The organism is Lentibacillus sp., assembly GCF_035301675.1.
Taxonomy (GTDB): Bacteria; Bacillota; Bacilli; order Bacillales; family Amphibacillaceae; genus Lentibacillus.
In genome coordinates this window covers 1-25,515 of the sequence record NZ_DATGTT010000035.1, presented here as the reverse complement: position 1 = coordinate 25,515, position 25,515 = coordinate 1, and the positions used below count along the sequence as shown (strand labels likewise).

The window sequence follows — 25,515 nt, the reverse complement described above, 5'->3', positions numbered from 1 at the left end:
CAGTGAGGATAAAATCGGCAGTCTGGAAACGGGAAAACAGGCTGACATCGCTATATTCGATGTTCCGAACCATCTGATGTTGTCGTACAATTACGGGATGAATCATATTGATACGGTGATTAAGAAAGGAGAGACAGTGGTTGCTGGTGAAAATTAGCCATAACTAAAACTGAGGAGGTTTTAACAATGGAGGATCCTCAAAGAGATGTTGCTTTTAAAGATAATTATAAATATACGAATGGAAGCAATGTGTTAAAGTTTTTCCTGTACAGTTTTATTGGAGCTTTTACCTTCTTTATTCCCATTACGATAAATGGGACATCCACGATTCCGCTTGATCATATGGTGACGTTCGTAGAGGAAAATTTCACAGCTGCAGTGCCGTATTATATTCTGCTTGTCATAATTTTTGGCGCGGCCTATCCATTCGTCAATCAATCCTGGAACAAAGACGCGGTTAATATGGCCCTGTCATTGTTTAAGGTTACTGGAATGGTTGTCGCGTTTATGTTAGTTTTTGATTTCGGGCCGAACTGGCTGTTTGATCCTGATGTGGGACCGTTCTTGTTTGACAGTCTAGTAACATCCGTTGGAATTCTTGTTCCAATTGGAGCGGTTTTTCTGGCTCTTTTAGCAGGATATGGTTTCCTTGAGTTTATAGGTGTAATGGTGCAGCCAATCATGCGTCCCGTCTGGAAAACACCGGGTCGCTCAGCGATTGATGCCGTCGCTTCGTTCGTCGGCAGTTATTCAATAGGATTGCTGATTACAAACAAAGTTTTTAAAGAAGGAAAGTATACGATTAAAGAAGCAACGATTATCGCAACAGGATTCTCAACTGTTTCAGCCACCTTCATGATTGTCGTAGCAAACACACTTGAATTAATGGAAATTTGGAATACTTATTTCTGGGTAACACTGCTCGTCACATTCCTTGTAACGGCAATTACTGTGCGGATTTGGCCACTTAATAAAATTAGCGAAGACTATTATGACGGTGAAGGGTATCCTGAAGAGGAAGTGAAAGGAAATCGTATAAAAGCTGCCTGGAATGAAGGGATGGAAGCCGCAGATAACTCCTTGCCATTATTGAAAAATGTGTGGATGAATCTGAAAGACGGATTCATCATGGCAGCATCGATATTACCATCGATCTTATCTGTAGGACTTCTCGGACTGATTCTGGCGACTTATACACCTGTTTTTGATGTGCTTGGTTATATTTTTTATCCATTTACATGGATCGTTCATTTACCGGAACCGCTGCTCGCTGCAAAGGCTGCTGCTGTTGAGGTTGCCGAAATGTTTTTACCGGCATTATTAGTTGTGGAAGCATCGATGGTAACAAAGTTTATGGTTGGTGTTCTGTCTGTATCAGCAATTATCTTCTTCTCTGCACTGGTGCCTTGTATTTTGTCAACAGAAATTCCTGTCAGCATTCCAAAGCTTATTGTTATTTGGCTTGAGAGAACGATTTTAACGATATTGATTGCTGCCCCGATTGCATTTTTGCTGCTTTAACAGAATGAACATCATCAGTAGAGCATGAATACCAATGATTACTTTTCGAAAACAGGAGTTATCAGCGGAAGGGGAAAAATATCAACAGAAGAAACACATTATCAACAGAACGGAGAAAGTATCAACAGGAGAAAAATAATATCAACAGAACAGGGAGGAACAGCTTTCCTCTCTCAATTAGTCCGCCGGCTGATTCGCATCTTTAACAAATGCCCGCTTTCCTCTATAATAAGTCAGAGAACCATCATTTGCGTATGGTGGTTCTTTTTTGTCCATATATAGAGGAGATGAATATGTTGTACAACTGGCGCGCATTTGCTGAAGCGATCGTGGTGGCACTGGTCGGTGTTGCCCTGTTTTCAGCTATGAATATCCCGCTTCCGTGGCTGATCGGCTCGCTGGTAGCCGTTGCAGCATGGAGCATCACAACTCAGCGAGAAATTTACTGGCCGTTTACGTTCCGGAAAATAGCGATGGTTCTGCTTGGCTATTTAATCGGCTCGTCATTCACACAAGACACGCTGATAGAAATGGGGAACCATGTGCCGTCAATGATTGTGATAACCGCTCTGACTGCCGCTTTTAGCCTAATGCTGGGATTCATTTTTTCAAAACTGACCGGACTTGAACTTTCAAGCTGTATGATCGGAAGTATTCCAGGAGGACTGTCACAAATTATGGTTCTTCTCGATGAAATCAAGGGTTTGAATCCAACTGTTATCATGTTTCTGCAAAGCATGCGCGTGATGGTGATCGTTATTGTTGTCCCGATGGTAACTGTGTACGTATTTGGCAGTGAATCCGGTGCAGAACTGAGTGGAATGGACACCGGCTCTGTCACCTGGGCGGAGATGCCGTGGTATACATATCTTTTATACCCGCTGATTATGGCTGCAGGTGCGAGGCTTTTTGCCCGCTTGCGAATACCAACCGCACTTTTGCTCGGACCAATGGTGCTGACAATTGTGATGACATTTGCCGGATTTCCCACACCCGAGCTTCCGGTTGCGTTCATTAACCTGGCACAAATTTTCATCGGTGTGCATATTGGTTTGCAAATGCAGCCGCGCGACCTGCCTGATTGGAAGCGGATTACCGCTTATACCGTCGCAACAATTACCGTCCTGGTATTTTTCGGACTTGTTCTTGGTTATGGACTGGCGATGCTGTATGAATTGCCATTCACTACGGCACTCTTGAGCACAGCTCCGGGCGGAATGGTGGAAATGGGGCTGACGGCAGTAGCAGTCGGCGGCGATGTATCCGTCGTAACCAGCTATCAGCTTTTCCGCCTGCTGATCATTATGTTTTTTGTACCGTTTTTCTTCAAATGGCTGAATAAGCGGCGTGCCGGCAGTTCCTGATGTGACTGCTGCGGTTGAATCACTGGCTCATTCATTTCTGAAACGGTAATAAAGGTGACATTCTTAATAGAAAGGAAGATTCGTTCTGAAATTTTTTCGTCCGCTTGAAATCATTCTTGCCTTGTGCGTGACCATACTGCTTGTTTACGATTATTTTCCCGATATCCCGTTTGCGGAGGCCGTACCGCTGGAACTCTTAATCGTTGCGATGCTTGTCTTATTTATGGTGACCGTTTACCGGAACCGGAAACATAACCCGGATCAGAAAACCGTGTTCTGGTCACAGGTGTTTTTCCTCGTCTATGTCTTTGCGTTAATGACCCTGCTGACTGCTTTAGGTGGAGAATCACAAATTGGCATTTCTTTTGATAAAGGCATTTTCTGGGCTGCGCTGGCGATAACTATCATGGAAATATCTTTTCAATGGCGCCGGATGCAGCAGGAGGAGTAGGAAGTGCGGGAGGTAAGGTAACCAAGCTGCTCGAATCGCTGATAAGTCTTCCAACAGGGGTCACCAGCCCGATTCTTTTTATCTTACTATTTGAACAAGCATTTATAGATTAACAAGATTGACACAATCCTCGAAATTCCCGAGAATGTTATAGCAAAATAGTTTACCTTCAAATATTTTACCGTTAAAATAAATGTGTAAATGATTCTAAGGAGTGATGATCATGGGAAAATTGCAGGATAAAGTCGCTATGATTACAGGCGGGGCAGGCGGTATTGGTAAAGGTATGGCCATGGCTTTTGTCAAAGAAGGCGCCAAGGTGGCCATCGTGGATCTGAATGATGAGACCGGACAGGAAGCAATCAGAGAACTGCAGCAATATCAGCTGGAATCTATGTTCATTCAAGCGAATTTGGCCGAGCATGACAGATTGACAGGCATTGTCGATCAGATTGAAGAAAAGTATGGGAGACTGGATATTCTCGTCAACAATGCACATGCGTCGAAAAACAGACCATTTTTGGAAACGGAACAAGAGGATTTGGACTTGTCATTTGATACCGGCTTTTATCCGACGTTTTACCTGATGCAGGCAGCAATCCCTCATTTGAAAGAAACAAAAGGCAGCATCATTAATTTTGCGTCCGGCGCAGGTATTCAAGGGCATGCCACTCAAGCGGCATATGCGGCGGCAAAAGAAGCAATCCGTGGCATTACCAGGGTTGCGGCCAACGAATTTGGAAAAGACGGTATTAATGTGAATCTGATAGCGCCAATTGCTAATTCTCCTGGTGTGCAGCAATGGGCAAAGGCGCAGCCGGAATATTATCAGGAAGTTGTCTCGAAAATTCCAATGCAGCGATTTGGCGAATTGGAAGAAGATATTGGCCGTGCGGCTGTGTTCCTGGCAAGTGACGATTCAAATTATATAACAGGGCAAACCATCAATGTCGATGGCGGCACTGTCAAATTTTAGCGGTGATCGAATGAACGATAATATTTTTGAGCTGATTCGTACAGTCGAATTGTTCACCAATGAATCGATCATCCGCTTTAATGAGGCGTATGAGCATGATATTGGAATTTCATCCATTCTCGTTCTGGCAGAGTTAAATCAGAAAGGACCGCAAAAGTCATCAGCCATTGCAAAAGAATTGAGCTATACACCCGGGGCAATGACAAATATTGCAAATAAGCTGATCAATGAGGGTTATGCCGTGCGCCAATATGATGACCAGGATCGGCGGAGAGTGATGCTGGCTATCACCGATCAGGGACAGCATGCGCTTGAGAATGCACAAGCGACAGGACAGGCACTGCGTAAAGATGTATTTGACACATTGACCAATGAAGAAATTCGCCAATTTCGGACCATTTATGAAAAGTTGCTGGATCAGCTAAAAAATAAATGGTGAATCTGAGAAAGTCTGCAAACGGCGCAACAACTACCTTGTTTCGCACGATTATCAGCCTAAAAAGACAATCTCTTTCATGCTATACTGAAGAGAAAAGGGGGAATCACAAAATGACTGAACACGTGAAACATGCGATACAGGATGATTACCCGGCTGATTTTGCCCGTTGCTATGGGTGCGGGCGGCTTAATCAGGATGGTCATCATTTTCGCACCGGCTGGGATGGGGATCAGACGATTACCATCTATACGCCGAAACCGGAGTATACAGCGATCCCGGGCTTTGTATATGGCGGGCTGATCGCATCATTGGTTGACTGCCATGGAACCGGATCGGCGTCACTGGCATTGCACCGCAAAAATGGGCATGAGCCTGGTGATGATGCGGAACCGCCGCGGTTTGTAACGGCATCTTTAAACGTCGATTTTCTGAAGCCGACACCGAAGGATATACCGCTTAAAGCAATTGGAACACCGGAAGAAGTGCATCCAAAGAAATTCAAAATACATACAGAAGTCTATGCGGGTGATACGTTATGTGCGAATGCTGTGGTGACGGCTGCCGTTATGCCGGCGTCTTTCACACAGCAGACAAAAGAGTGAAAGGAAGAGATCAACTGTCCGATTCGGTTTAACTGGATTCAGCAAATAAAACAGTTCAGCTGAATTGGACTTCATTTTATTGCAAAAATTCCCGTTTTTGGTATGATTATAGAATAATAGTATTACATAGATTTCATCGTGTATCGGAGGTTTCGGAATGAGAGGCAATCAATTTTTAAAGTTAATCACAGCTTCTTTTTTTGTGCTATTCTTTTTAACTGCTTGCGGAGACGGCGGCTCGGCGGAAGGAAGTGCAGATGAAGGTGAAGCAAGCGAAAATAAAGAGGCGGATAGCCAGGAGGATACATCTTCAGATGAAGATAGTTCTGAGGGGAGTCAATCATCGGATGGCAGCTCATCAGAGGAGGATACATCAGGTGCTGTGAAGCCGGAATCTGCTTCTGAGACTATCTCGTTTGATCAAGTATCCTGGGTTGGCGGTGTGCCGGATCGCCAGCCTGAACCAGGTGTTTGGTATTATACTCAAAACGATCATCCAGAAAAATACGCAGACACATTTGACTGGGGAAAGGAGGATGTATTGCTCTGGCAAATCGGTGATGAAAAGTATAAAGGCTATGATGCGGATACCGGTAAGCTGGAAATTATGGATGATGATGTCATCAAAATTGTCGTCGAACTTGAAGAGGATGACAGCGACGATGAACGCGCGCCAAGGAATTATTTAAAGGTGCCTAAAGGTGAACTGGAAGGTAAAAGTTTTATCGTTGAAACAGTCGATGGTGAACAGCTGTCAGTAGAATAGAATATGCCCCAAAATAAAAGAAGAAGGGAAAAGTGGGATCACTTTTCCTTCTTCTTTTTCCTTTGTTTATTAATTTCTTCCCGTACTTTTTCATTCATCTCGCGGCTGATGCCGACTGTGCTATCAACTTCCAGTACAAAGGAAATTCCTTTGCCCGGTTTCTTTAATTCGGCATCTTCATTTATGGTTTTCAATACTTCAGATGTTTTTTCACGGTCAATGAGTGTTAATACTACTTCTTTCTCAGGCTCGATCATAATGTTGAACAGTTTTGCCTTTTCATGAACACCGGTGCCGCGCCCATGCAGGATGGTTCCGCCTTCTGCCCCAGCTTTTCTGGTGGCATCCACAACTTTTTCGGAATCGCCCCTGTTGACGATTGTAATGATCAAATCATATAAAATATCCTGATCTTCCTGCATGATATCAACACCCTCCTCATCTTGTGCATTGCCTTCTTCCCCATTCCACCCAAGTAAGTGGTTGATTCCGGCAATTTTTTTCGTGTCAATCACAAATCCGATGCCCTGTCTTGGCTTATTCAGCTGAACAGAATCGATAATGGCATGTTTGACATCATCGAAAATCTCATCGGAAACGAGTGTCAGTATGACGGCTCTTTCACGTTCCACCGGTATGCCCAGAAACCGCATCTTTTCATTGAGCCGGATTCCCTCACCGAGGAGGGTGGTCCCGCCCTGAGCACCGGCATTGCGTGACGCCTGCACAACCCTTTTGGCCTTATCTTTTTTAACGATTGTGATGATGAGCTTCTGTCCCTGAATCGTCACTGACATACTGACTCTTCTCCTTTCTGCTGTACAGAATACCAAGTGTCAACACTGATAATATAGGAGCCAATGCGACCATTGCAACCATTCCGAATCCGTCAAGCAGCGGGTCACGTCCTTCGATCTGTCCGGCGATGCCGGTGAACATGGCCAGAATGAACGTCGCTGTCATCGGGCCGGTCGAGACTCCGCCTGAGTCGAATGCAATTGTTGTAAACGTTTTTGGCGAATAGCGTACCATTACAAACGCTATTATATAACCTGGAATGATAAAATACCACAGGGAAAATCCATAAATTAGCCGAACCATCGACAGCGCGACCGAAATGCCGACTCCAACTGATAATGTATACAACAGCAGTTTTTCCGGTATATAACCACCGGACACTCTTTCAGCTTGCTCAACCATGACGGCAACAGCCGGTTCCGCATAGATAGCAAAGAAGCCAATGGTAAATCCAATTGGTATCAAAACCCATTTATATGACATACCACCCAGAACATTCCCCATTTGTTCCCCGAAAGGCATAAATCCGATATGTACGCCTTGCAGGAAAAATGCAAGTCCAAAAAATGTCAGAATGAAGCCGATTGCGATATCAAACAATTTACGCATCGGCAGTTTTAAAAAGACAAAATGGAAAATGACAAACAAAATAGCGAGAGGCAGCAATGCGATGGCAACCTCCTGCATGGTCTGGGCAAAGCCTTCAAATATCTGCAAATTCATCCGTATATCACTCCCAGAATCAGCACCGATAAAATCGGACCGATCGACGCAAGTCCGACAAGGCCAAATCCGTCACTGGAAGCAGATTTACCCCTGATAACGGTAGCAACACCAACGCCCAATGCCAATATGAACGGCACTGTCAGCGGTCCGGTTGTCACACCGCCCGCATCAAACGAAATCGGTACAAAGCTGGATGGCGCAAAAGCGGCGACCAAAAAGATAAGCGCATAGCCGCCTGCCAGCAAATAAACAATACTGATGTTAAAGACGATCCGGAACATGGCCAAGGCTACAAAGATGCCTACACCAATTGCTACCGACATGATGAGGATGATCTGCGGAATAGCACCTCCGGAGACATCATCAATTTGCGAGGAAAGAACGCGGACATCAGGTTCGGCAAACGTCACAACTGCCCCCAGAAGAAAGCCGAACAGTACGATCACCCACAGCTTTTTAGTCTTGGATAATGCTGATCCGACCATCTCCCCGACAGGAAGCAGCCCGATATTAACGCCCAGAAGAAAGAGAATGAGACCGATACCAACAAACAGGACGCCAATCAAAAATTGCACAAATGCTTCCATCGGCAGCCAGATGATAGTGAATTGCAATGCGGTTATCACAAGTGCAATCGGTAAAATGGAATAAATGACTTCAAAAACAGTATCCTTAATATTACCCATGAAAAACCCCCGAGTGTGGCTGGTGATTTGTTGCTAACGAAGAAACGTATATTAGAAGATAAATTTCAAAAGAGGAAATCTACGCATGTGTTCTTTTTTAATTATAGCACTATATAGAAATAATCAGAAATAATAAGCATTATCCCTTCTGACGTTGCAGTTTGATCAAACAGCACAAAAACACTGTCAAAATAGCACACCCACACATTCATGAATATAAAGACTCATATATAAAGACCTATATATTTACTTAATATTTCAAAAATTGGTTATGTTGCAGCATGTACAATCTGTTCTAAAGCCGATAATCTAGTGATGAAAACCCTTATAAATAGGTTTGGAAGGAGGCAAAAAATCATGTAACCGTGATGGTTTTGCTTAACAGGAATTAAGAATCTATTAAAAGGGAGGCTTTCATATAAAAAGTCGGTGGATATTTTCATTTGTTGTTTTAATGGCTGTTTTGATTGTACCGTTGGCAGAGGCACATGCACAAGGCAACTCTGAAAATGGGCGAAACGTCACGATTAGAGTGATGACATACAACATCCATGCAGGCATTGGCAGTGACGGAAACTATGATATTGAACGGATTGCTGATGTGATAAAAGCGTCAGATGCTGATGTCGTCGGTCTGCAGGAAGTTGATAAGAACTGGGGATATCGCAGCAATTTTGATGACGAACTTCAAAAACTTGCCGATAAGCTGGATATGCATGCCTTCATGGCCCCGATTTATAATCAGGACCCTATCAATGAAGACGACCCAAGACGGAAGTACGGTGTAGCGGTTTTGAGTAAATATCCAATTATTGATGCGAGTAACCGTGAGATTGCAAGACTTTCAACCCAGGATGCCAACCCTGAACCTGTACCGGCGCCAGGGTTTGCTGAAACGGTGATTAATGCGAAAGGCGCAATATTTTCATTTTATGTCACACATTTGGATTATCGCGGTGATCCTTATGTTCGCGAAATGCAGGTAGATGATATGCTTGATATTATTCCAAATCAAGACAGTGCGATACTGGCCGGGGATATGAATGCTGAGCCGGATGCGCCCGAGTTGGCTCCCCTATTTAGTCGTTTTAACGATGCATGGGCTGAAAGCGGGGAAGGTGACGGCTACACATATTCAGCTTCCTCACCAAATAAACGCATTGACTACATCTTGACAACACAGGGGATAGATGTATCAAATGCCGAGGTCATTGACACTTTGGCATCCGACCATTTGCCTGTCATAACGGATGTAACACTGCAGCGCGGCAATGGCAGATAAACAGCAGTTTTTAAATTATAACTAAAAGGAGTGAATGCTTTGCTTAAACGACGATTGCTTTCAATCCTCTCGTTCATGCTTATTTTCCTGCTGTGCTTCCCTGCAGCAGCATTCGGCAAGGGCTGGGACGACCCGGTCAAGCCCGGCTGGGGCAACGGTGAAAAAGCGAAGCACGGCTGGATTGTCAGCAAGATGAACCACATGACACTGGAAGAGAAAATCGGCCAGTTATTTATTATCCACATGTACGGCCAGACCCCCACAGATCCCGACTACGAAGAAACCAATCTGAACAATAACCGCGGTGCTAAAAATTTTAAAAAAGCGATTGAAAAATATCATGTCGGCGGTGTGATTTATTTTAATTGGACGGATAACATCGGCAACCCGGCTGACGTTGAACAGATTAACGCCCTGTCGAATGGTCTGCAGGACATCGCCATGGATCAGCGCATGCCGATTCCGTTGTTTATTGCGACCGACCAGGAAGGCGGCATTGTCCAGCGACTGACAAGTCCCGGAACAGTTTTCCCGGGGAATATGGCGCTTGGGGCAACCCGTTCAACCGATTTGGCTGCTGATTCTGCAGGCATTATCGGTACCGAGTTAAGCAGTATCGGCATAAACATGAACTTTGCACCTGTGGCGGATGTCAATGTTAATCCGGAAAACCCGGTCATCGGTGTCCGGTCGTTCGGTGAGGATCCTGACCTTGTTTCGGATATGACCGTTTCCCAGGTGCAGGCTTATCAGGACCAAAAAGTTATTCCGACAGCCAAGCATTTCCCGGGACATGGTGATACGAATGTTGACTCACATTATGGTCTGCCAATCATCAATCATGACCTTGAAACATTGCACAATGTCGATTTGAAGCCATTCAAGGCGGCAATTGATGCTGGTATTGAGGCAATCATGACAGCACACATTGTCGTTCCGGCACTTGATGACTCAGGACTGCCGGCAACATTGTCAAAACCGATTATAACCGGTCTTTTGCGTGAAGAAATGGGCTATGACGGCCTGATTGTAACAGACAGCCTGGGCATGTCCGGTGCTAATGTGGTTGAGCCTGAGCGTGTGCCAGTTGAAGCATTTAAGGCCGGCAACGATATATTACTGAACCCGCCTGATGTCGAACAGTCGTACAATGCGATGCTTGAGGCGGTTGAAAGCGGTGAGATCAGTGAAGAGCGCGTAGACGAATCCGTGTATCGCATTTTGAAGGCCAAGATGGAGAAAGGCCTGTTCGGTGATCCGAAAACCGATCCTGATGCGGTCGAAAACATTGGCACTGATGAAAGCCTGGCCAAAGCGGATGAAATTGCCAATAAGAGCATTACTATGGTGAAAAACGAGAACAACTTACTGCCGATGCAGAAGAATCAGGATATTCTAATTACCGGTCCATCCCTTGGTAAGCCATCCTATCTTGCCGACCAGATGGCAGACAAAGGCTACAATGTCACAGGTTATGCAACCAATACAAGTCCGGCACAGGCACAAATTGATGAAGCAGTTTTACGGGCACAAGATGCTGATACGGTCGTTGTAACCACCTATACAGCTAATACGAATACGGCCCAGCAGCAGTTGGTTTCGGCACTCCAGAGCACAGGTAAGGATATTGTTGTGTCGGCAATCCGGAACCCTTATGATCTGATGAAGTTCCCTGAAGTGGAGGGTTATCTGGCGACTTACGGCAACAGAGATGTGTCGGTCGAAGCACTTGCTAAAGTTCTGATCGGTGAAGTGAATCCGCAGGGGAGGCTACCGGTTACCATTCCTGATTTATACGAGTACGGTCACCATCTTAGTTATTAAAGGTGACGACAGGTTTCAATATTAAAAATCCGTAAATCAACAAAATAAGAACAGGAGGCATTCATAATGAAAAAATGGATGGTCATGCTAGTTGCCGGAATTATGACATTGGCAACATTGTCTGTCGTAATGGCTGATTCCCCGGGAAATGGCAAAGGACCACCCGATGGTGTGCCGCCGGGTCATGATACAGACGTCAAGCTTGGCGTTGATGTATTGCTGCAAGACGAAATTGATATGCTTGAAGGCAAGAATGTCGGGTTAATCACGAACCCGACTGGTGTTGACCAGGAATTGAACAGCATCGTGGACACATTGCACAATCACGATGATGTCAATCTTGTCTCACTGTACGGACCGGAACACGGTGTTCGCGGCAGCGCGCAGGCGGGCGAATATGTTGAGTTTTATATCGATGAAAAAACCGGTTTGCCTGTCTACAGCCTTTACGGTGAGACACGCAAGCCGACACCGGAAATGCTCGAAGGCGTCGATACTTTGCTGTTTGATATTCAGGATGTCGGTACACGTTTCTACACGTACATTTACACAATGGCATATGCAATGGAAGCTGCGGCTGAAAACGATATTGAGTTCGTTGTTCTTGACCGTCCGAACCCGCTTGGCGGTGAAAAAGTGGAAGGTCCGGTATTGCAGCCTGAATACTCTTCATTTGTCGGCATGTATCCGATTCCGCTAAGGCACGGCATGACTGTCGGTGAACTGGCTAAACTGTTCAATGAGGAGTTTGATATCGGTGCTGATCTGAAAGTTGTTGAGATGGAAGGCTGGGACCGATCGATGACATATGACGAGACGGGGCTTGAGTTCGTTATGCCATCACCAAATATGCCAACTGTTGATACAGCATTCGTCTATCCGGGAGCAGCTCTGATTGAAGGAACAAATGTCTCAGAAGGACGTGGCACAACGAAACCGTTTGAATTGATTGGCGCGCCGTTCATCAACAGCACGGAACTTGCGGCCAATTTGAATGACCAGGGGCTTGATGGTGTTCAGTTCCGAGCGGCGTCATTTACACCGCAGTTCTCAAAACATAGTGGTGAATTGTCGCACGGCATTGAGATTCATGTGAAGGACAAGGAAGTATATGAACCGATTGAAACGGGTGTCACAATCGTCAAGACAATTCATGATATGTATCCGGAAGACTTTGCTTTCCGGGCAGAAAACAGCGAGGGCGTTTCATTCTTTGACAATCTAATCGGCAATGGCTGGGTCCGGGACAAAATAGAAAACGGGGCTTCAGTAGATGAAATTGTCAGCGAATGGCAGCCGGAGCTGGATGAGTTTAAGGAAACGAGAGAAGATTACTTACTTTATGAAGGGGGCAAAAAACGTCCGGGACCACCATGGAGTAACTAGCATAACAAGGAGGCTGAGACAAAAATAATGAATCAAAGAAAAAATCCGAACGATGATTTAAAATTCTTCAATTAGATTTTGAATCAGTTCGGATTTTTCTTTTTATAGTTTAATTCGCTTTCATTTAAACCAGCGAAGCATTTTTCCGCAGCAGTGGTTAAGATTTACCCATACATTTCACTTAAATATTCCGGTTATCATTCGTCTTTTATGTTAAACGTTTTAGTTATGTCCCAGCCCCCTGTACTATGAATTGACAAACAAGTCCGGTTTCATGTAAAATGAATGATAGTCAGTCAGTAAGATGGGAGATATAGGGTTGGACAATAAAAAAGAAGCAATTATACAATCAGCAATCGAAGTTTTTCGTGAAAAAGGCATTGATAAGGCGACTGTTTCGGACATCGTGAAAGGTGCCGGAATCGCACAGGGGACCTTTTATTTATATTTTTCATCCAAGTTATCGGTTATGCTTTCGATTGCGGAAGTGATGACCGAGAAGATATTAAAGGAAATCCAGGAAAATGTGCATGACGATCTGCCATTTGACCAAAAGCTGAAAATCGTCGTTGATATCGTGTTTGATTTGACGAAGGAGTACCGGGATGTGTTCGCGCTGATTTATGCAGGGCTTGCATCGACGGAATATATGCAGGAATGGGTAACGATATATGAATCCTATTACGCATGGTTCAGCAATCAGCTTGAACAAGCAAAAGCGGACGGTGTCATCCGTGATTCTTTAAATCCAAAACGCACAGCCGAGATTTTGATCGGGTTAATTGAAGATGCAGCAGAGCAAACGTATATGTACAGTCATCAAGATGACAGCAAAGCTGATTTAAAGAAAAGGGAAGTATTGGATTTTGCCGGACATGCGCTGGGATTTAGCCTGGTGTGATGTCCGTTATTATACTTTCGTATTTAATGACTGAATATCAGTCATTTTAGAGGGAGGCGTTTCGAATGAATAAATCATGGGTCTATCTTGTGCTTGTATGCCTGCTTGAGCTGTGCTGGGTGTTTGGGTTTAGTACGGCTTCCAGCTGGTGGCACTGGGGGCTGATTGCACTGGTGATCTGGTTCGATTTGGAATGTCTCCGTAAGGCCTGTGAAGAACTGCCGACTGGGACGGTTTACGCCATATTTGCAGCCGCGGGCACGATTGGTGCTGTATTAATGGATGTGTTCCTTTTTAATGGCAGCATCAATTTCGGGAAAATGTTTTTCATTATGCTTCTGATTGCCGGTGTGATCGGATTGAAACTTGCAGATCGCGAAGACGAAAAACGTACCGAGGGAGGTTCTCACTGATGGGATGGGTATTTATTTTAATGGCATCAATGTTTGAAATGATCGGGGTGGTTGGCCTGAAATTGGCCAGTCAGCAAAAGTCATTGAAAAATAATGTGTTGTATGTCGGGGGACTCTGTACGTCTGTGGCCGTGCTGTATCAGGCTTTTGCATACTTGCCGGTGAGTGTCGCTTATGCGGTCTGGGTTGGTATCGGTACAGCCGGTGCGGTAATTGTGAACATGATCTTTTTTGGCGAATCAAAAAGTCTTTCACGGATTGTGAGCCTTTCAGCAATTATTATTGGGGTAATCGGACTGCGGGCAGTTTCGTAAAATTTTGCTGCGAAGTCTCAGTGGAAAGACATTACAAAGGGTTTTCCACGTGTGTTAACGTGTTGTTAATACTAAAAAGCCCGGATAGCTCTTAAAAAGCTGTCCGGGTGATATGCAGCTAGTGCCGTTTATTGAGCCAAAGCACACCCGATTTGGCCAGGCGAGGGATGTAGCCGACCATTGATTGTGACATCATTTCCCCGAAACCTTCCGAGCTTCCGAGCGATCCGAGCGTACCTTTCAGTTTGAGATTGCCGGGCTTTTTTGGTTTTTTCCCTTTAAGTACAGCGTCAAGGACATCAGCGATCTGCTCTCCCTGCTGCCGGGCAAGCTGGGCACTTGGGGAATGTTCAGAGGAAGCACAGTCACCGACAACATAGATGTTCGGCTGCTCCGGGACCTGATAAAAATCATTAACGATAATCTTTTCCTGCTCATCCTGCTCAAGTGGTAATTCACGCACCAGATAGTTCGGGCGTACACCAGCTGTCCAGATGGTGACATCGTTTACGTAACAAATGCCGTTGTCGCAGACGCCATCTTTTTCAACATACTCAACCTTGGCACCATGAACCACTTCTATGTCATTCTTCATGAACCAATCTGCCACATAGTTCTGGATTTTTCGGTCAAAGGCCTTCAATACGGTATTTCCGCGGTCAAGAAGTCGAATATTCAAGTCAGGCCGGCTTTCGCGGATCTCGGCTGCCACTTCAATGCCGCTCAGTCCGGCACCGACAATGGTAGCTTTTCCATAAGCGGACAGGTTGCCGATTGCCATTCCGGCATGGCGTGCTCTGTTAAAGGTCTGAACACTTTCGGTAAATTCACCTGCTCCTTCAATACCGTGATAATTGTCCTCGCATCCCAGCCCTATGATCAAATAATCATAAGGTAGGGGCTCACCTCTTTCCTGCAAAACAATTTGCTGTTTGTCGGTATCAATTTTGGTGATTTCATTGAATACGTAGCTTACCTTATCGTGTTCCGGAAAGTCCATACGCACATCTTTATCAGCTGATGTGCCTGCTGCGATTGTATAGAATTCCGTTTTAATTGAGTGGTATGGATTGCGGTCGATCATCGTGATATACAAATCTTCGGGCAAATTGTGCTCAATCAGGTTCTGCAGGATATTAACTCCACCATAGCCACCGCCAAGGATCACTAAATTTTTCATTGCTAAAACTCCTTAACTATCTATAAGTCCTCTTACTGTTAAGATTACCAAATGTCGCCATGGAAAACTAGGAAAACAAAGGAATTGTTATTTTTCCTTAAATGCCCGATTCTGTTCAACTAACATCCAGCGGGGGAAAAAGCACCCCACTGAATGAAGTTTCACTTTACCCCGCATCTAATGGACAGTAACCCGCCAGAGTACGGCGGCTAACTGTCCTTAAATGCCCGATTCTGTTCAACTAACATTCAGTGGGGAAAAAGCACCCCACTGAACGAAGTTTCACTTTATTTTCTGGGAGTGTTACATTATCATTAATAGAATAGCGTGAAAGGCAAGGTGTCTTTTTATGAATCCTTTAACGTTTGGCTCGCTTTTGGATGTGATTGGTGAGCTTTTTTCTGATGAGATATCCATTGCGGTATCAGACACAGCTGAATATATTTACTACCGACCGAGCAAGCGGATCGATTTGAAAATAAATCCCGGTGATCCGGTGGTTGAAGGAACGATTGCTTATAAAGCGCTCAACAGTGAGCAAAAGGTATCGGAGTTCATCGATCGCAGTGTGTTTGGGGTTCCGTATCACGGAATGGCTGTCCCGTTTCACCAGGACAAGCAATTGCAGGGATGTGTGACTGCCATTTATCCGGTGATGACCGAGGGCAAATCGGTGGTTACAGTGAGAACAGGAGACGGCTGGCGGCCAATCCCGTTCCATGATGTTGTCTTTATGGAAGCAAAGGATCGGAAAACACATGTTTTTTCCGATGTTCCTGTTGGCACGACGAAACGTGCACTGCAGGACTTTGAATATTCACTTCCGCGGGAGACGTTTATCCGCTGCCATCGGTCGTTCATCGTCAATGTTCATCATATTAAGGATATTTTCCCGGACACACATTCAACCTTTATTCTGGCAATGGATAACGGCTATCAGATTCCGGTCAGTCAGTCGTATGCGAGTTATTTCCGGAAGCTGCTCGGATTTTAGAGGGAAAGTGAGCAGTATGGGCGTGAAAAGTTATCCATGATTTGAGGGGCGCAGCTTCAGCCCGAGCGCGAGAACTTCAGCCCGAGCGCGAGAACTTCAGCCCGAGCGCGAGAACTTCCGCTCGAAAGCGAGAACTTCTGCTCGAGCGCGAGAACTTCTGCTCGAGCGCGAGAACTTCTGCTCGAAAGCGAGAACTTCAGCCCAAGAGCGGAAACTTCAGCTCGAGCGCGAGAACTTCAGCCCGTGCGCATAAATCCTGCTTAAACACCGAAATCCATACGGTGTACAAAAACTCCTCCCGATAGAAAGTTCGCTCTTCAATCGGTTTCAGCGCTAAAATTTCTGTATTCTGCAAAAATATTCTGGCTCATACTTATTTTTTGCCTTTCTATAATGAATATCGCTATTCCCTTCCAAAATCTCCAATCAACCCCTGCTATTAAGTTAAAATAGTTTTAATAAATTCAAGAAAGGGGTTACATCATGATGGCTAATGAAGAACGTATTCATGACGAGCGCCTCCATGATTGTGTTGTGTCAGCCATGGATGCTGCTTCATGGATCAAGGATGGCATGACTCTGGGGATGAGCGGCTTCACACGTGCAGGTGATGTGAAAGCGGTGCCAACTGCACTCGTTGACAGGGCAGAGTACGAGGCCTTTAAAGTAAACGTATTCACAGGAGCATCACTTGGCTCAGATATTGATAAAATGTTTGCTGAAGCAGGAATCATTAATAAACGTTTGCCATTCCAGGCAGACCCGGCTATGCGAAAAAAGATAAACAACGGTGAGCATCTATTTGTGGATCACCATCTGTCACACACATCTGAGTGGATCCGGCACGATGTTATTGAAACAATTGATTACGCGATTTTGGAAGCGATTGCGATAACTGAGGACGGCGGCATCATTCCGTCAACATCGATCGGAAACTCGCTAGTGTTCGCCGAAAATGCGGAAAATATCATTGTTGAAATTAATACAGCACAGCCTCAAAAGCTGGAAGGCGTGCATGATCTGTACAGTCCTGCAAAACAGGGTGAACGTCAGCCGATTCCGTTAACAAATCCTGATGACCGGATTGGTGAGACAAGCATTAAAGTTGATCCGGCGAAAATTAAAGGAATTGTATATACTCATCAGGAAGACTCACCGTCGACGATTGGGCAGCCTGATGAAGAAACGAAAATGATGGCCGATCATCTGCTTGATTTTCTAAGGGATGAAGTGAAAACCGGCAGGCTGGATGAACAGCTCGCACCACTCCAGTCCGGGATTGGCTCAGTTGCCAATGCGGTTCTTCACGGCATGGTCAATTCAGAGTTTAAACATCTGCAGGTTTATTCGGAAGTGCTGCAGGATGCCGTATTTGATCTGATTGATGCCGGTAAAGTGGATTTCGCTTCCTGTTGTTCAATCACGCTGTCTGAAGATAAAATGAAGCAAGTCTTTTCTAATTTTGATAACTACCGCGATAAACTTGTCATGCGCCCGCAGGAGATTTCCAATCATCCGGAAATTATCCGCCGCCTCGGACTTATATCCATCAATACGGCATTGGAATTTGACATCTACGGCAACGTGAATTCAACACACGTTTCCGGCACAAAAATGATGAATGGCATCGGCGGCTCGGGTGATTTTGCCCGCAACGCCAAACTGGCCATTTTTGTGACTAAGTCAATTGCCAAAGATGGTGACATATCCAGCATTGTTCCATTTGCTTCCCATATCGATCATACGGAACATGATGTCGATGTTGTAGTCACAGAACAGGGGTATGCGGATCTGCGCGGTTTGGCACCAAGGGAACGTGTGCCTCAGATCATTGAAAATTGCGCCCACCCGATGTATCGCGAGCAATTATGGAATTACTGCCATGAAGCGTTTGGACGCGGCGGTCAGACACCGCACGTATTGGAAAAAGCGTTCTCCTGGCATGCGAATTTTGCAAAGCATGGCACGATGCGGGAGCGCATACCGGAAATGGTCTAAAAAAATAGGGGATTTGCACTGCTCATGAATGTTCATATATAAAAAAAACCACGCTTGGGGGAGCGTGGTTTTTCTGTATGGTTATTCTATTCTTACCGTCCGGGAACCTCCCTGGTTCAAACAATCCATAAGCATATTAGTGGCGGGCAGTTTAATTATTCAGCACTTTCTTCATAGCGTTAACACGGCCGGCGTGGTTGCCTTCGTGAAATGCTGCAAGTGCGGCGAGTTCGCCAAATGTTTGAGCACCTAGGATTGTTTCCGGCAATTTTTCAGCAAACTTCTCTTCTGGGATGTTCTTTATCCGTTTCAGCTGGCTGGTCAGCTGCTCTGCAAGTTCATCAGCGCTTGGAACATCTTCAGGCCAGTCCGCCGGTTTGGAACCATTGCCGAAAAGGTCCTTATAGTGTCCCGGAAGATTTTCGGAATTCTCCGGAAATCCGAACAGAAATTGTTCGTTCACTGTTAGCACATGACCGATATGCCAATGGATATTATTATTGAATCCTTTAGGCTGTATATCCAACTGCTTCTCACTGACATCTTTAATCTCATTCATAAATGCGTTATGTGTCGTATTGAATTGCGAAATAATTAAATTACTCACTTTAAAACCTCACTTTTTAATAATATTCAAATCTACTATAACAGTTATCACCCAATCTCTAAACTGTGAGGCTCAGTATAAAGCCGCTTGACATATAATAAACAAATGTTTAATATATTAACAAAAGTTTAAAAGAGGTAAGCAAATATGAATCAAAAAGAACAAAGGCTTTTCCAGCTGATTAAAAAAGATCCATATATTTCTCAGCAGAAATTGGCGGAAGCACTTGGAATTTCCCGGTCATCTGTTGCCAATATGATCTCAGGACTCATGAGACAAGGCTATATTCGCGGGAAGGCATATGTGCTGAATGAGAGAAAGGATATCCTCTGTATCGGTGGTGCGAATGTTGACCGGAAATTTTATGCTGATAAAAGTTTGCAGCAGGGCACGTCCAACCCGGTCACATCAACGCAAAATGCCGGCGGTGTTGCCCGCAATATCGCTGAAAACCTCGGCCGGCTCGATATGCACGCCAAATTGCTGACCGTCGGCGGCATAGACAAGGATTGGGATTACATTGCCGAAGTGTCTGAGCCCTACATGAATCTCGAGAATGTGACGCAATTTACCGAAGCGACAACCGGCTCGTACACCGCTGTTTTGAACAGCTCAGGTGATCTGGTTTACGGATTGGCTGATATGGATATATTTGAGCTCATGACGCCGGAATGGCTGCAGATCCATACTCCTGTTCTCCTGCAGGCAAAATGCATTCTGGCTGATTTAAATTGCCCAAAAGAAACATTGGCCTTTTTGTCTCAATTTGCCAGATACCATCAAATTCCACTAATATTCATAACAGTATCCGCCCCGAAAATGACCCGACTTCCTGAAGATATGAACGGGGTTACATGGGTGATTACCAACCGGGATGAATCTGAGGCATATTTTGACCAAGGTTTTTCAACCAGGGAACTGGCGGCCAAATGGCTAGATAGCGGCGTCAGCAATGTGATTATCACTAACGGAAAAGAAGGTGCGGTGATTGGTGCCGGAACAGACGACATACACCATGTTTCGGCGCTAAAAACAACAGAAATCGTTGATGTTACCGGGGCAGGGGACGCGTTTTCAGCAGCAGTTGTCTATGCGTGGCTGCAGGGTGAGGAACCTGCCGATATCGCCCGGGCAGGGGTTGTCAATGCGACCAAGACATTGCTGTCCCCTTACACCGTTCGCCCTGATTTAACAGCATCACAACTACAAAAAGATTTGGAGGAACTGTCATGAATCAATATCTAGCATTATCAGAAGAAGTTAAGGAAGCTAAAGAACAAGGGAAACCTGTTGTCGCGCTTGAATCCACAATTATATCACACGGAATGCCGTACCCCAAAAATGTCGAGACGGCGCGTGCTGTTGAACAGATTATTCGTGATCATGGTGCAGTCCCGGCAACAATCGCCATTATGGATGGGAAAATTAAAATCGGCTTGAGTGATGCGGAACTGGAAAACTTCGGACAGGCTGAAGGTATTGCAAAGGTTTCCCGGCGTGATTTGCCGTATCTGGTTGCAACCGGACAGAAAGGTGCGACAACAGTAGCAGCTACGATGATTTGTGCTGAACTTGCCGGTATTCGTACGTTTGTAACCGGCGGTATTGGCGGTGTGCATCGGGGGGCTGAGACATCAATGGATATTTCGGCTGACCTTGAGGAACTGGCCAAAACAAACGTAGCGGTTATTTGTGCAGGCGCTAAATCGATTCTTGACCTTGGCTTAACGATGGAATACCTGGAAACAAATGGCGTGCCGGTGATTGGTTATGAAACAGATGTGTTACCAGCTTTTTATACCCGGACAAGTGAGTTCCCGGTTAACTTTCGGGCGGATGATCCGGAAACAGTGGCTGCTGCTCTGAACACAAAATGGGATCTCGGGCTATCCGGGGGTGCTGTTGTTGCGAATCCGATTCCGGAAGCACATGCCATCAACGAAGCGGAAATCACTGCAGTCATTGACCAGGCGCTTACAGAAGCGGAAGCAAACAGCATCAACGGAAAAGATGTCACACCATTTTTGCTGGCCAAAGTCGAGGAACTGACCGGCGGCAAAAGTCTTGACGCCAACATCGCACTGGTAAAACACAACGCACATGTCGGAGCGGATATTGCCGTGAAATTGGCAGACAATTTGAATTAGGACCTGAAAAAAACACATGGGAATCCTTCCCATGTGTTTTTTATTAAAAGGGGAATTCTAAGCAAATTTATTTGACTTGATCAATAAAGCGCGCTATATTAGTTACATAAAGTAACTTAGTGGAATAAAATAACTTTAATGCGTTTTGTAAAGGGGATTGATTTATGTAATCTACAGGACAGTCAGAATTATACAGCAAAATTTGCGTAAGCTAGGTGATGACAACATGAGCTTATTCGAGAAACTATTTGGAAAAAAGACAGCAAAGGAGACTAAAACAATGGCAAACGTTAAATTAACAATCGTTTATTACAGTTCAACGGGAACCAATTATCAGATGGCACAATGGGCTGAAAAGGCAGCAAAAGAAACTGGTGCAGAAACAAAACTGGTCAAAGTGCCGGAGCTCGCACCGGAAGAAGCCATCGCTTCGAATCCATTATGGAAAAAGCATTACGAAGCCACAAAAGACGTACCTGAAGCAACCTCGGATGATGTTGAATGGGCTGACGCTATTCTCTTCAGTTCACCGACCCGCTTTGGTGCCCTGCCAGCACAAATGAAGAATTTCATTGATACACAAGGCGGACTGTGGGCAGCAGGAAAAACCATCAACAAAGTTGTCAGTGGTATGACTTCCGCACAAAATCCTCATGGCGGTCAGGAAGCAACACTGCTTTCACTTTATACATCCATGATGCACTGGGGTGCCATTATTGCAACACCGGGCTACTCAGATGATTCAATCTTTGCCGGCGGCGGAAACCCTTATGGTGCCAGTGTTTCCGTCGATCAGGATGGCAACATGGTGGAAGACGTTGAAGGTGCAGTCGCACATCAGGCTCGCCGTACAGTCGATGTTGCAGCCCGTATTGTTCAGGGCAGCTGATCTGTTTATGAAAAAGCCGCAATCTCCGTTTTGGGGACTGCGGCTTTTTTCTTATATTATAGTACGTCACTAAACGGGCGCCCCGGGCCTTTGTTCAGCGTGTTTTCTGGCAAAATGCTGAAGTTCACAGTGATTTCGTTAAAATTCACAATTAAAAGCAGTTGGAAAAGCTAAAAAGACCGGCATTGACGGACTTTTAACTCGATAAACTATTCCATCAGCTCGCCGACAATCTCGTATGAGCGGACGCGGGCTTTGTGATCATAAATCTGTGAGTTGATGATCATTTCGTCTGCTCCGGTTTCTTCAAGCAGTTCCTTCAGCCCCTGCCGTACTGTTTCCTTGTCACCGATCAGGGTGTACGGGGAATTGGCTGATTGTTCAACCACTGCTTTTTCCGTTTCAGTCCAGGCTTCATTTGTATCCTTAATCGGCGGCTGCAGTTTCTCCGGTTTGCCGCGGCGGATGCTGAGCAACTGCTGCTGCTGGGTTGTGGCAAGGTATTTTGCCTCCTCATTGGTATCCGCTGCAATCACATTGACGCCAATCATGGCATATGGCTCAGCAAGCGTGTCAGATGGCTTGAAATTTTCCCGATACAAATTGAGTGCCGCAATAGTATTATCAGGTGCAAAATGACTTGCGAACGAGAACGGCAGACCTTTCTGTGATGAAAGCTGGGCGCTGAACCCGCTGGATCCGAGCAGCCATATTGGGATGTCCAATCCTTCACCTGGGACACTGTGCACACCAGCTGTACCGGCAAAATAGTCTTCCAGCTCTTCAACTTGCATTGGAAAATCCTCGACGCGCTGGTTTAACGTGCGCCTAAGTGCATAAGCGGTCGCCTGGTCGGTACCTGGTGCGCGTCCGAGACCGAGGTCGATGCGGCGCGGGTACAATGTTTCTAAAGTCCCGAACTGTTCAGCGATAACGAGTGAAGCATGGTTTGGCAGCATAACACCGCCTGAACCCACGCGCATCTCGTTGGTTGCCCCGGCGATATGTCCGATCAGTACAGATGTGGCCGAACTGGCAATGCCTGGCATATTATGGTGCTCTGCCAGCCAGTAGCGGTTGAAACCGAATTTTTCCACGTTCTGTGCCAAATCCACACTGTTTTTGAAAGACTGTTCCGGAGTACTGCCTTCAAGAACTGGAGCAAGATCCAGAACAGCCAGTGGAATATGATTAAATAACTTGTTTTGCATTAAACTCACTCCTTAAAGAAAATGATACGGCTTTAATTTCAGGAGTGCCAATATTTTGCCCAATGAACTGCAAATAACTTTTGACGGATGCCTGGAACAATAATTACATCTTTTTCTGGACCTGGTTGTTTAATCCGATGAAAATAAACACCTTGAAATTAATGGGGATTAAAAGCTCACAGCTAGAAAACTTCCATGTCATCCGTTCTTAGCTGATGTACAGACTGATAAGATACCATTCGTTGTTAGAGTAAAATGTCTATGGGAGAACATATACCTCCTCTTTGGTGTTTAAGTCGTAAGACTTCAACACCAAAGAGGAGGCCAGCAAGCGAAGCGCGGTAGTTTAAGGGCGTTTCACATGAAAAAGAGGACCTTTTCTTGTATAGTTAAGTCTGCTACAACAACAACTATAGAAAGAGGTCCTCCAATGAAAGATATCATATCTACGCTTACAATGAAAGAATTAGAACAAATGACATACCGTGCATTGCAGGAGAGTTTTTCTCAGATGATGACACAGACGTTACAGGAAATAGATGAGGCGATTGCTTCAGGAAGGGATAAGCAACGATTTTATTTAAAGGATAAAAGAACATTAAAATTTGAGTCTGTTTTTGGGCAGGTGGAACTGAAAAGAAATTATTATCAGGATAAAGAGACGGGAAAGTATGTCTATTTATTGGATCGATATTTAGCTTTTGACGGTACAAAAGGAATGAGTCCGGTCGTGCAAGATTTGGCTATTGAACTGGCTGTAACAGGCGTTTCCTATCGACAGGCTGGTAAGGCAATGGAGAAGCTTTTGGGCTACCCTGTCATCAGTCATGAAGGTATACGCCAGCAGCTTTTGAATACGGAGGTTGTGCCAGAAGAGTCAGTGCCACTCGAACAGGATGTTGTATTCGTGGAGGTGGACGGGCTTTATACGAAAAGCCAAGAGAAAAAGAAAAAGGGTAAGGAAATTAAGATTGCCAGTGTGCATCAGGGCTGGGAAATGAATGGTAAACGAGCAAAGCTAATCGAGAAGCGACATTTCATTCATGAAGGAAATCTGCCGTTCTGGGAAGAATTTGAGCAGTATCTAATGGCTACTTACGAGTATGATCCGACCAGGCACCACCTCGTTATTAATGGGGATGGAGCGAAATGGATCACATCCTGCCGGGATTATTTCCAGCATAATGCGACTTTTGTCATTGATCGTTTTCATGTTGCCCGGGATGTACAGCGTTTGTTTCGGGATCATTCAAGATACCGATCCATCCGAAAGAAACTAGCAAGCTATGACTGGGAAGGCTTCATGGTGGAATTAAACAGTGCGGTGGGTACGCTTGAAAATGAAAAGAAGGAAGAACGGCTGGAAGAGTTAATTGCCCAGCTTTCTCAATATCCGGAGGCTCTGGGAGATTACCGTGAAAAACTAAAAGAGAGGGGCATAGATACAACAGGATTCCGCCCGATGGGGAGTGCAGAAGGAACGATGAGTGTGTTCGCTAGAAGGCTCAAAAACGGGCGTAGCTGGAGTGATAAAGGGCTTGATAAATTCATCGATATCATGGTTGCCCTCAAGGATAATCTGGAGATAAAAACGCTGCAGGGGATACTTGAACAGACGCAGGAATTAACGCAGGAAAGCAAAGAAGAAAAGCCGCCGAAACACTTTGTAGAAAAGCTGAAAGAAAGCGCTGCAGAGGCAACACGCAACAATTTGGGTTATCTAAAGCAAGCTATTGGAAAACCAATCACAGGAGCTTTAAAGGGATTACGGGGAATTTAAAAAGGGGAAACATCACCAACATATAAAGAATATAATCATGAAAACGTTACCAAAGGTGGGCTGAAACAATACAAAAAAGGGACTTAAAAAAATCTCCCACAAGTACTTGACTCAATCCCATTCGTTTGCCACATTGCCACGCATGCCGTATTATAGTACAATATACTATTGGAATGTATGGAAATGAGGGATATGCATGAGCAAAAAGTCCATATATGGATTGACATATGAGCAACTTCAGAATTGGCTCACCAACCATG

Annotated in this window: 26 protein-coding genes; 20 read left to right on the top strand and 6 right to left on the bottom strand. The window is 45.1% G+C overall.

All coding sequences use genetic code 11. The features are described from left to right. The 8 genes from VK097_RS05635 to VK097_RS05600 form a co-directional block, all read left to right on the top strand. A partial coding sequence (locus tag VK097_RS05635) for an amidohydrolase family protein (protein WP_324210833.1) occupies positions 1-157 on the top strand: 157 nt, incomplete at its 5' end. A gap of 29 nt (positions 158-186) precedes the next feature. Continuing rightward, positions 187-1,521, top strand: a complete 1,335-nt coding sequence (locus tag VK097_RS05630; protein ID WP_324210832.1) for a YjiH family protein — start codon at positions 187-189, stop codon at positions 1,519-1,521. A 293-nt stretch (positions 1,522-1,814) separates the two neighbouring features. Then, entirely contained in the window at positions 1,815-2,885 is a 1,071-nt protein-coding gene (locus VK097_RS05625) for an AbrB family transcriptional regulator (RefSeq protein ID WP_324210831.1), read from the top strand. A 127-nt stretch (positions 2,886-3,012) separates the two neighbouring features. Further along, positions 3,013-3,336, top strand: coding sequence for a hypothetical protein (locus VK097_RS05620; protein ID WP_324210830.1), 324 nt, complete (start codon positions 3,013-3,015; stop codon positions 3,334-3,336). Between the two features lie 223 nt (positions 3,337-3,559). Then, positions 3,560-4,312, top strand: coding sequence for an SDR family NAD(P)-dependent oxidoreductase (locus VK097_RS05615; RefSeq protein WP_324210829.1), 753 nt, complete (start codon positions 3,560-3,562; stop codon positions 4,310-4,312). A 10-nt stretch (positions 4,313-4,322) separates the two neighbouring features. Further along, positions 4,323-4,751, top strand: a complete 429-nt coding sequence (locus VK097_RS05610; RefSeq protein WP_324210828.1) for a MarR family winged helix-turn-helix transcriptional regulator — start codon at positions 4,323-4,325, stop codon at positions 4,749-4,751. A gap of 110 nt (positions 4,752-4,861) precedes the next feature. After that, on the top strand, positions 4,862-5,353 hold the full coding sequence (locus VK097_RS05605) for a PaaI family thioesterase (RefSeq protein ID WP_324210827.1): 492 nt from the start codon (positions 4,862-4,864) through the stop codon (positions 5,351-5,353). Between the two features lie 157 nt (positions 5,354-5,510). Further along, on the top strand, positions 5,511-6,119 hold the full coding sequence (locus VK097_RS05600) for a hypothetical protein (RefSeq protein WP_324210826.1): 609 nt from the start codon (positions 5,511-5,513) through the stop codon (positions 6,117-6,119). A gap of 38 nt (positions 6,120-6,157) precedes the next feature. On the opposite strand, the gene VK097_RS05595 is transcribed toward VK097_RS05600, so the two are convergent. Genes VK097_RS05595 through VK097_RS05585 form a run of 3 tightly spaced genes read right to left on the bottom strand, consistent with a single transcriptional unit; the run spans position 6,158 to position 8,329 of the window. Then, positions 6,158-6,916, bottom strand: coding sequence for a P-II family nitrogen regulator (locus tag VK097_RS05595; RefSeq protein ID WP_324210825.1), 759 nt, complete (start codon positions 6,914-6,916; stop codon positions 6,158-6,160). Next, positions 6,870-7,640 carry a DUF1538 domain-containing protein gene (locus tag VK097_RS05590; protein ID WP_324210824.1) on the bottom strand — a complete coding sequence of 257 codons (771 nt, stop codon included), beginning with the start codon at positions 7,638-7,640 and terminating at the stop codon, positions 6,870-6,872. The genes VK097_RS05595 and VK097_RS05590 overlap by 47 nt, the downstream gene beginning before the upstream one ends. Beyond that, entirely contained in the window at positions 7,637-8,329 is a 693-nt protein-coding gene (locus VK097_RS05585; protein ID WP_324210823.1) for a DUF1538 domain-containing protein, read from the bottom strand. Before VK097_RS05585 ends, VK097_RS05590 begins: the two co-directional genes overlap by 4 nt. Positions 8,330-8,783: 454 nt before the next feature. Between VK097_RS05585 and VK097_RS05580 the strand changes: the two genes are divergently transcribed. The 6 genes from VK097_RS05580 to VK097_RS05555 all read left to right on the top strand — a co-directional run bounded on the left by VK097_RS05580 (position 8,784) and on the right by VK097_RS05555 (position 14,449). Next, the gene (locus VK097_RS05580; protein ID WP_324210822.1) at positions 8,784-9,611 is read left to right on the top strand and encodes an endonuclease/exonuclease/phosphatase family protein; all 828 of its coding nucleotides are present in this window, start codon (positions 8,784-8,786) and stop codon (positions 9,609-9,611) included. Between the two features lie 30 nt (positions 9,612-9,641). Next, positions 9,642-11,435, top strand: a complete 1,794-nt coding sequence (locus tag VK097_RS05575; protein ID WP_324210821.1) for a glycoside hydrolase family 3 protein — start codon at positions 9,642-9,644, stop codon at positions 11,433-11,435. 66 nt (positions 11,436-11,501) lie between these two features. Then, the gene (locus VK097_RS05570; RefSeq protein ID WP_324210820.1) at positions 11,502-12,821 is read left to right on the top strand and encodes an exo-beta-N-acetylmuramidase NamZ family protein; all 1,320 of its coding nucleotides are present in this window, start codon (positions 11,502-11,504) and stop codon (positions 12,819-12,821) included. Between the two features lie 319 nt (positions 12,822-13,140). Further along, positions 13,141-13,722: a TetR/AcrR family transcriptional regulator gene (locus VK097_RS05565; RefSeq protein WP_324210819.1), complete on the top strand. Its 582-nt coding sequence runs from the start codon at positions 13,141-13,143 to the stop codon at positions 13,720-13,722. A 65-nt stretch (positions 13,723-13,787) separates the two neighbouring features. Next, positions 13,788-14,135: a DMT family transporter gene (locus VK097_RS05560; protein ID WP_324210818.1), complete on the top strand. Its 348-nt coding sequence runs from the start codon at positions 13,788-13,790 to the stop codon at positions 14,133-14,135. Beyond that, entirely contained in the window at positions 14,135-14,449 is a 315-nt protein-coding gene (locus VK097_RS05555; RefSeq protein ID WP_324210817.1) for a DMT family transporter, read from the top strand. Before VK097_RS05560 ends, VK097_RS05555 begins: the two co-directional genes overlap by 1 nt. A 118-nt stretch (positions 14,450-14,567) precedes the next feature. On the opposite strand, the gene VK097_RS05550 is transcribed toward VK097_RS05555, so the two are convergent. Then, positions 14,568-15,629 (bottom strand): NAD(P)/FAD-dependent oxidoreductase, encoded by a 1,062-nt coding sequence (locus tag VK097_RS05550; protein WP_324210816.1) that lies wholly within the window; start codon positions 15,627-15,629, stop codon positions 14,568-14,570. 349 nt (positions 15,630-15,978) lie between these two features. Between VK097_RS05550 and VK097_RS05545 the strand changes: the two genes are divergently transcribed. Together VK097_RS05545 and scpC are read left to right on the top strand one after the other, a co-directional pair. After that, the gene (locus VK097_RS05545; RefSeq protein WP_324210815.1) at positions 15,979-16,623 is read left to right on the top strand and encodes a LytTR family DNA-binding domain-containing protein; all 645 of its coding nucleotides are present in this window, start codon (positions 15,979-15,981) and stop codon (positions 16,621-16,623) included. A 483-nt stretch (positions 16,624-17,106) separates the two neighbouring features. Beyond that, complete coding sequence (gene scpC / locus VK097_RS05540; RefSeq protein WP_324210814.1) at positions 17,107-18,621, top strand: succinyl-CoA:acetate CoA-transferase ScpC; 1,515 nt, start codon at positions 17,107-17,109, stop codon at positions 18,619-18,621. A 151-nt stretch (positions 18,622-18,772) separates the two neighbouring features. Here scpC and VK097_RS05535 read toward each other — a convergent pair whose 3' ends face one another. Next, a complete protein-coding gene (locus VK097_RS05535) occupies positions 18,773-19,228 on the bottom strand; it encodes a DinB family protein (protein WP_324210813.1) in 456 nt (151 codons plus the stop codon). Positions 19,229-19,375: 147 nt separating this feature from the next. Here VK097_RS05535 and VK097_RS05530 point away from each other — a divergent pair, with 147 nt between their 5' ends. The 3 genes from VK097_RS05530 (at position 19,376) to wrbA (ending at position 22,264) form a co-directional block, all read left to right on the top strand. Beyond that, a complete protein-coding gene (locus VK097_RS05530; RefSeq protein ID WP_324210812.1) occupies positions 19,376-20,461 on the top strand; it encodes a carbohydrate kinase family protein in 1,086 nt (361 codons plus the stop codon). Next, positions 20,458-21,375 carry a pseudouridine-5'-phosphate glycosidase gene (locus tag VK097_RS05525; RefSeq protein WP_324210811.1) on the top strand — a complete coding sequence of 306 codons (918 nt, stop codon included), beginning with the start codon at positions 20,458-20,460 and terminating at the stop codon, positions 21,373-21,375. The genes VK097_RS05530 and VK097_RS05525 overlap by 4 nt, the downstream gene beginning before the upstream one ends. 226 nt (positions 21,376-21,601) lie before the next feature. Further along, the gene (gene wrbA / locus VK097_RS05520) at positions 21,602-22,264 is read left to right on the top strand and encodes an NAD(P)H:quinone oxidoreductase (RefSeq protein ID WP_324210810.1); all 663 of its coding nucleotides are present in this window, start codon (positions 21,602-21,604) and stop codon (positions 22,262-22,264) included. A gap of 209 nt (positions 22,265-22,473) precedes the next feature. Here wrbA and VK097_RS05515 read toward each other — a convergent pair whose 3' ends face one another. Then, complete coding sequence (locus VK097_RS05515) at positions 22,474-23,475, bottom strand: LLM class flavin-dependent oxidoreductase (RefSeq protein ID WP_324210809.1); 1,002 nt, start codon at positions 23,473-23,475, stop codon at positions 22,474-22,476. 430 nt (positions 23,476-23,905) lie between these two features. Here VK097_RS05515 and VK097_RS05510 point away from each other — a divergent pair, with 430 nt between their 5' ends. Further along, positions 23,906-25,255 (top strand): ISLre2 family transposase, encoded by a 1,350-nt coding sequence (locus tag VK097_RS05510; protein ID WP_324210808.1) that lies wholly within the window; start codon positions 23,906-23,908, stop codon positions 25,253-25,255. The last annotated feature ends 260 nt before the right edge of the window (positions 25,256-25,515 follow it).

Bases quoted from the DNA above. Each gene is read 5' to 3' on its own strand.
- VK097_RS05585 (WP_324210823.1), bottom strand. From the start codon at position 8,329: ATGGGTAATATTAAGGATACTGTTTTTGAAGTCATTTATTCCATTTTA.
- VK097_RS05530 (WP_324210812.1), top strand. From the start codon at position 19,376: ATGAATCAAAAAGAACAAAGGCTTTTCCAGCTGATTAAAAAAGATCCA.
- VK097_RS05600 (WP_324210826.1), top strand. From the start codon at position 5,511: ATGAGAGGCAATCAATTTTTAAAGTTAATCACAGCTTCTTTTTTTGTG.
- VK097_RS05590 (WP_324210824.1), bottom strand. From the start codon at position 7,640: ATGAATTTGCAGATATTTGAAGGCTTTGCCCAGACCATGCAGGAGGTT.
- VK097_RS05550 (WP_324210816.1), bottom strand. From the start codon at position 15,629: ATGAAAAATTTAGTGATCCTTGGCGGTGGCTATGGTGGAGTTAATATC.
- VK097_RS05615 (WP_324210829.1), top strand. From the start codon at position 3,560: ATGGGAAAATTGCAGGATAAAGTCGCTATGATTACAGGCGGGGCAGGC.
- VK097_RS05625 (WP_324210831.1), top strand. From the start codon at position 1,815: ATGTTGTACAACTGGCGCGCATTTGCTGAAGCGATCGTGGTGGCACTG.
- VK097_RS05545 (WP_324210815.1), top strand. From the start codon at position 15,979: ATGAATCCTTTAACGTTTGGCTCGCTTTTGGATGTGATTGGTGAGCTT.
- VK097_RS05595 (WP_324210825.1), bottom strand. From the start codon at position 6,916: ATGTCAGTGACGATTCAGGGACAGAAGCTCATCATCACAATCGTTAAA.
- VK097_RS05580 (WP_324210822.1), top strand. From the start codon at position 8,784: ATGGCTGTTTTGATTGTACCGTTGGCAGAGGCACATGCACAAGGCAAC.
- VK097_RS05515 (WP_324210809.1), bottom strand. From the start codon at position 23,475: ATGCAAAACAAGTTATTTAATCATATTCCACTGGCTGTTCTGGATCTT.
- VK097_RS05610 (WP_324210828.1), top strand. From the start codon at position 4,323: ATGAACGATAATATTTTTGAGCTGATTCGTACAGTCGAATTGTTCACC.
- VK097_RS05605 (WP_324210827.1), top strand. From the start codon at position 4,862: ATGACTGAACACGTGAAACATGCGATACAGGATGATTACCCGGCTGAT.
- VK097_RS05560 (WP_324210818.1), top strand. From the start codon at position 13,788: ATGAATAAATCATGGGTCTATCTTGTGCTTGTATGCCTGCTTGAGCTG.
- VK097_RS05510 (WP_324210808.1), top strand. From the start codon at position 23,906: ATGAAAGATATCATATCTACGCTTACAATGAAAGAATTAGAACAAATG.
- VK097_RS05555 (WP_324210817.1), top strand. From the start codon at position 14,135: ATGGGATGGGTATTTATTTTAATGGCATCAATGTTTGAAATGATCGGG.
- VK097_RS05525 (WP_324210811.1), top strand. From the start codon at position 20,458: ATGAATCAATATCTAGCATTATCAGAAGAAGTTAAGGAAGCTAAAGAA.
- wrbA (WP_324210810.1), top strand. From the start codon at position 21,602: ATGAGCTTATTCGAGAAACTATTTGGAAAAAAGACAGCAAAGGAGACT.
- scpC (WP_324210814.1), top strand. From the start codon at position 17,107: ATGATGGCTAATGAAGAACGTATTCATGACGAGCGCCTCCATGATTGT.
- VK097_RS05630 (WP_324210832.1), top strand. From the start codon at position 187: ATGGAGGATCCTCAAAGAGATGTTGCTTTTAAAGATAATTATAAATAT.
- VK097_RS05570 (WP_324210820.1), top strand. From the start codon at position 11,502: ATGAAAAAATGGATGGTCATGCTAGTTGCCGGAATTATGACATTGGCA.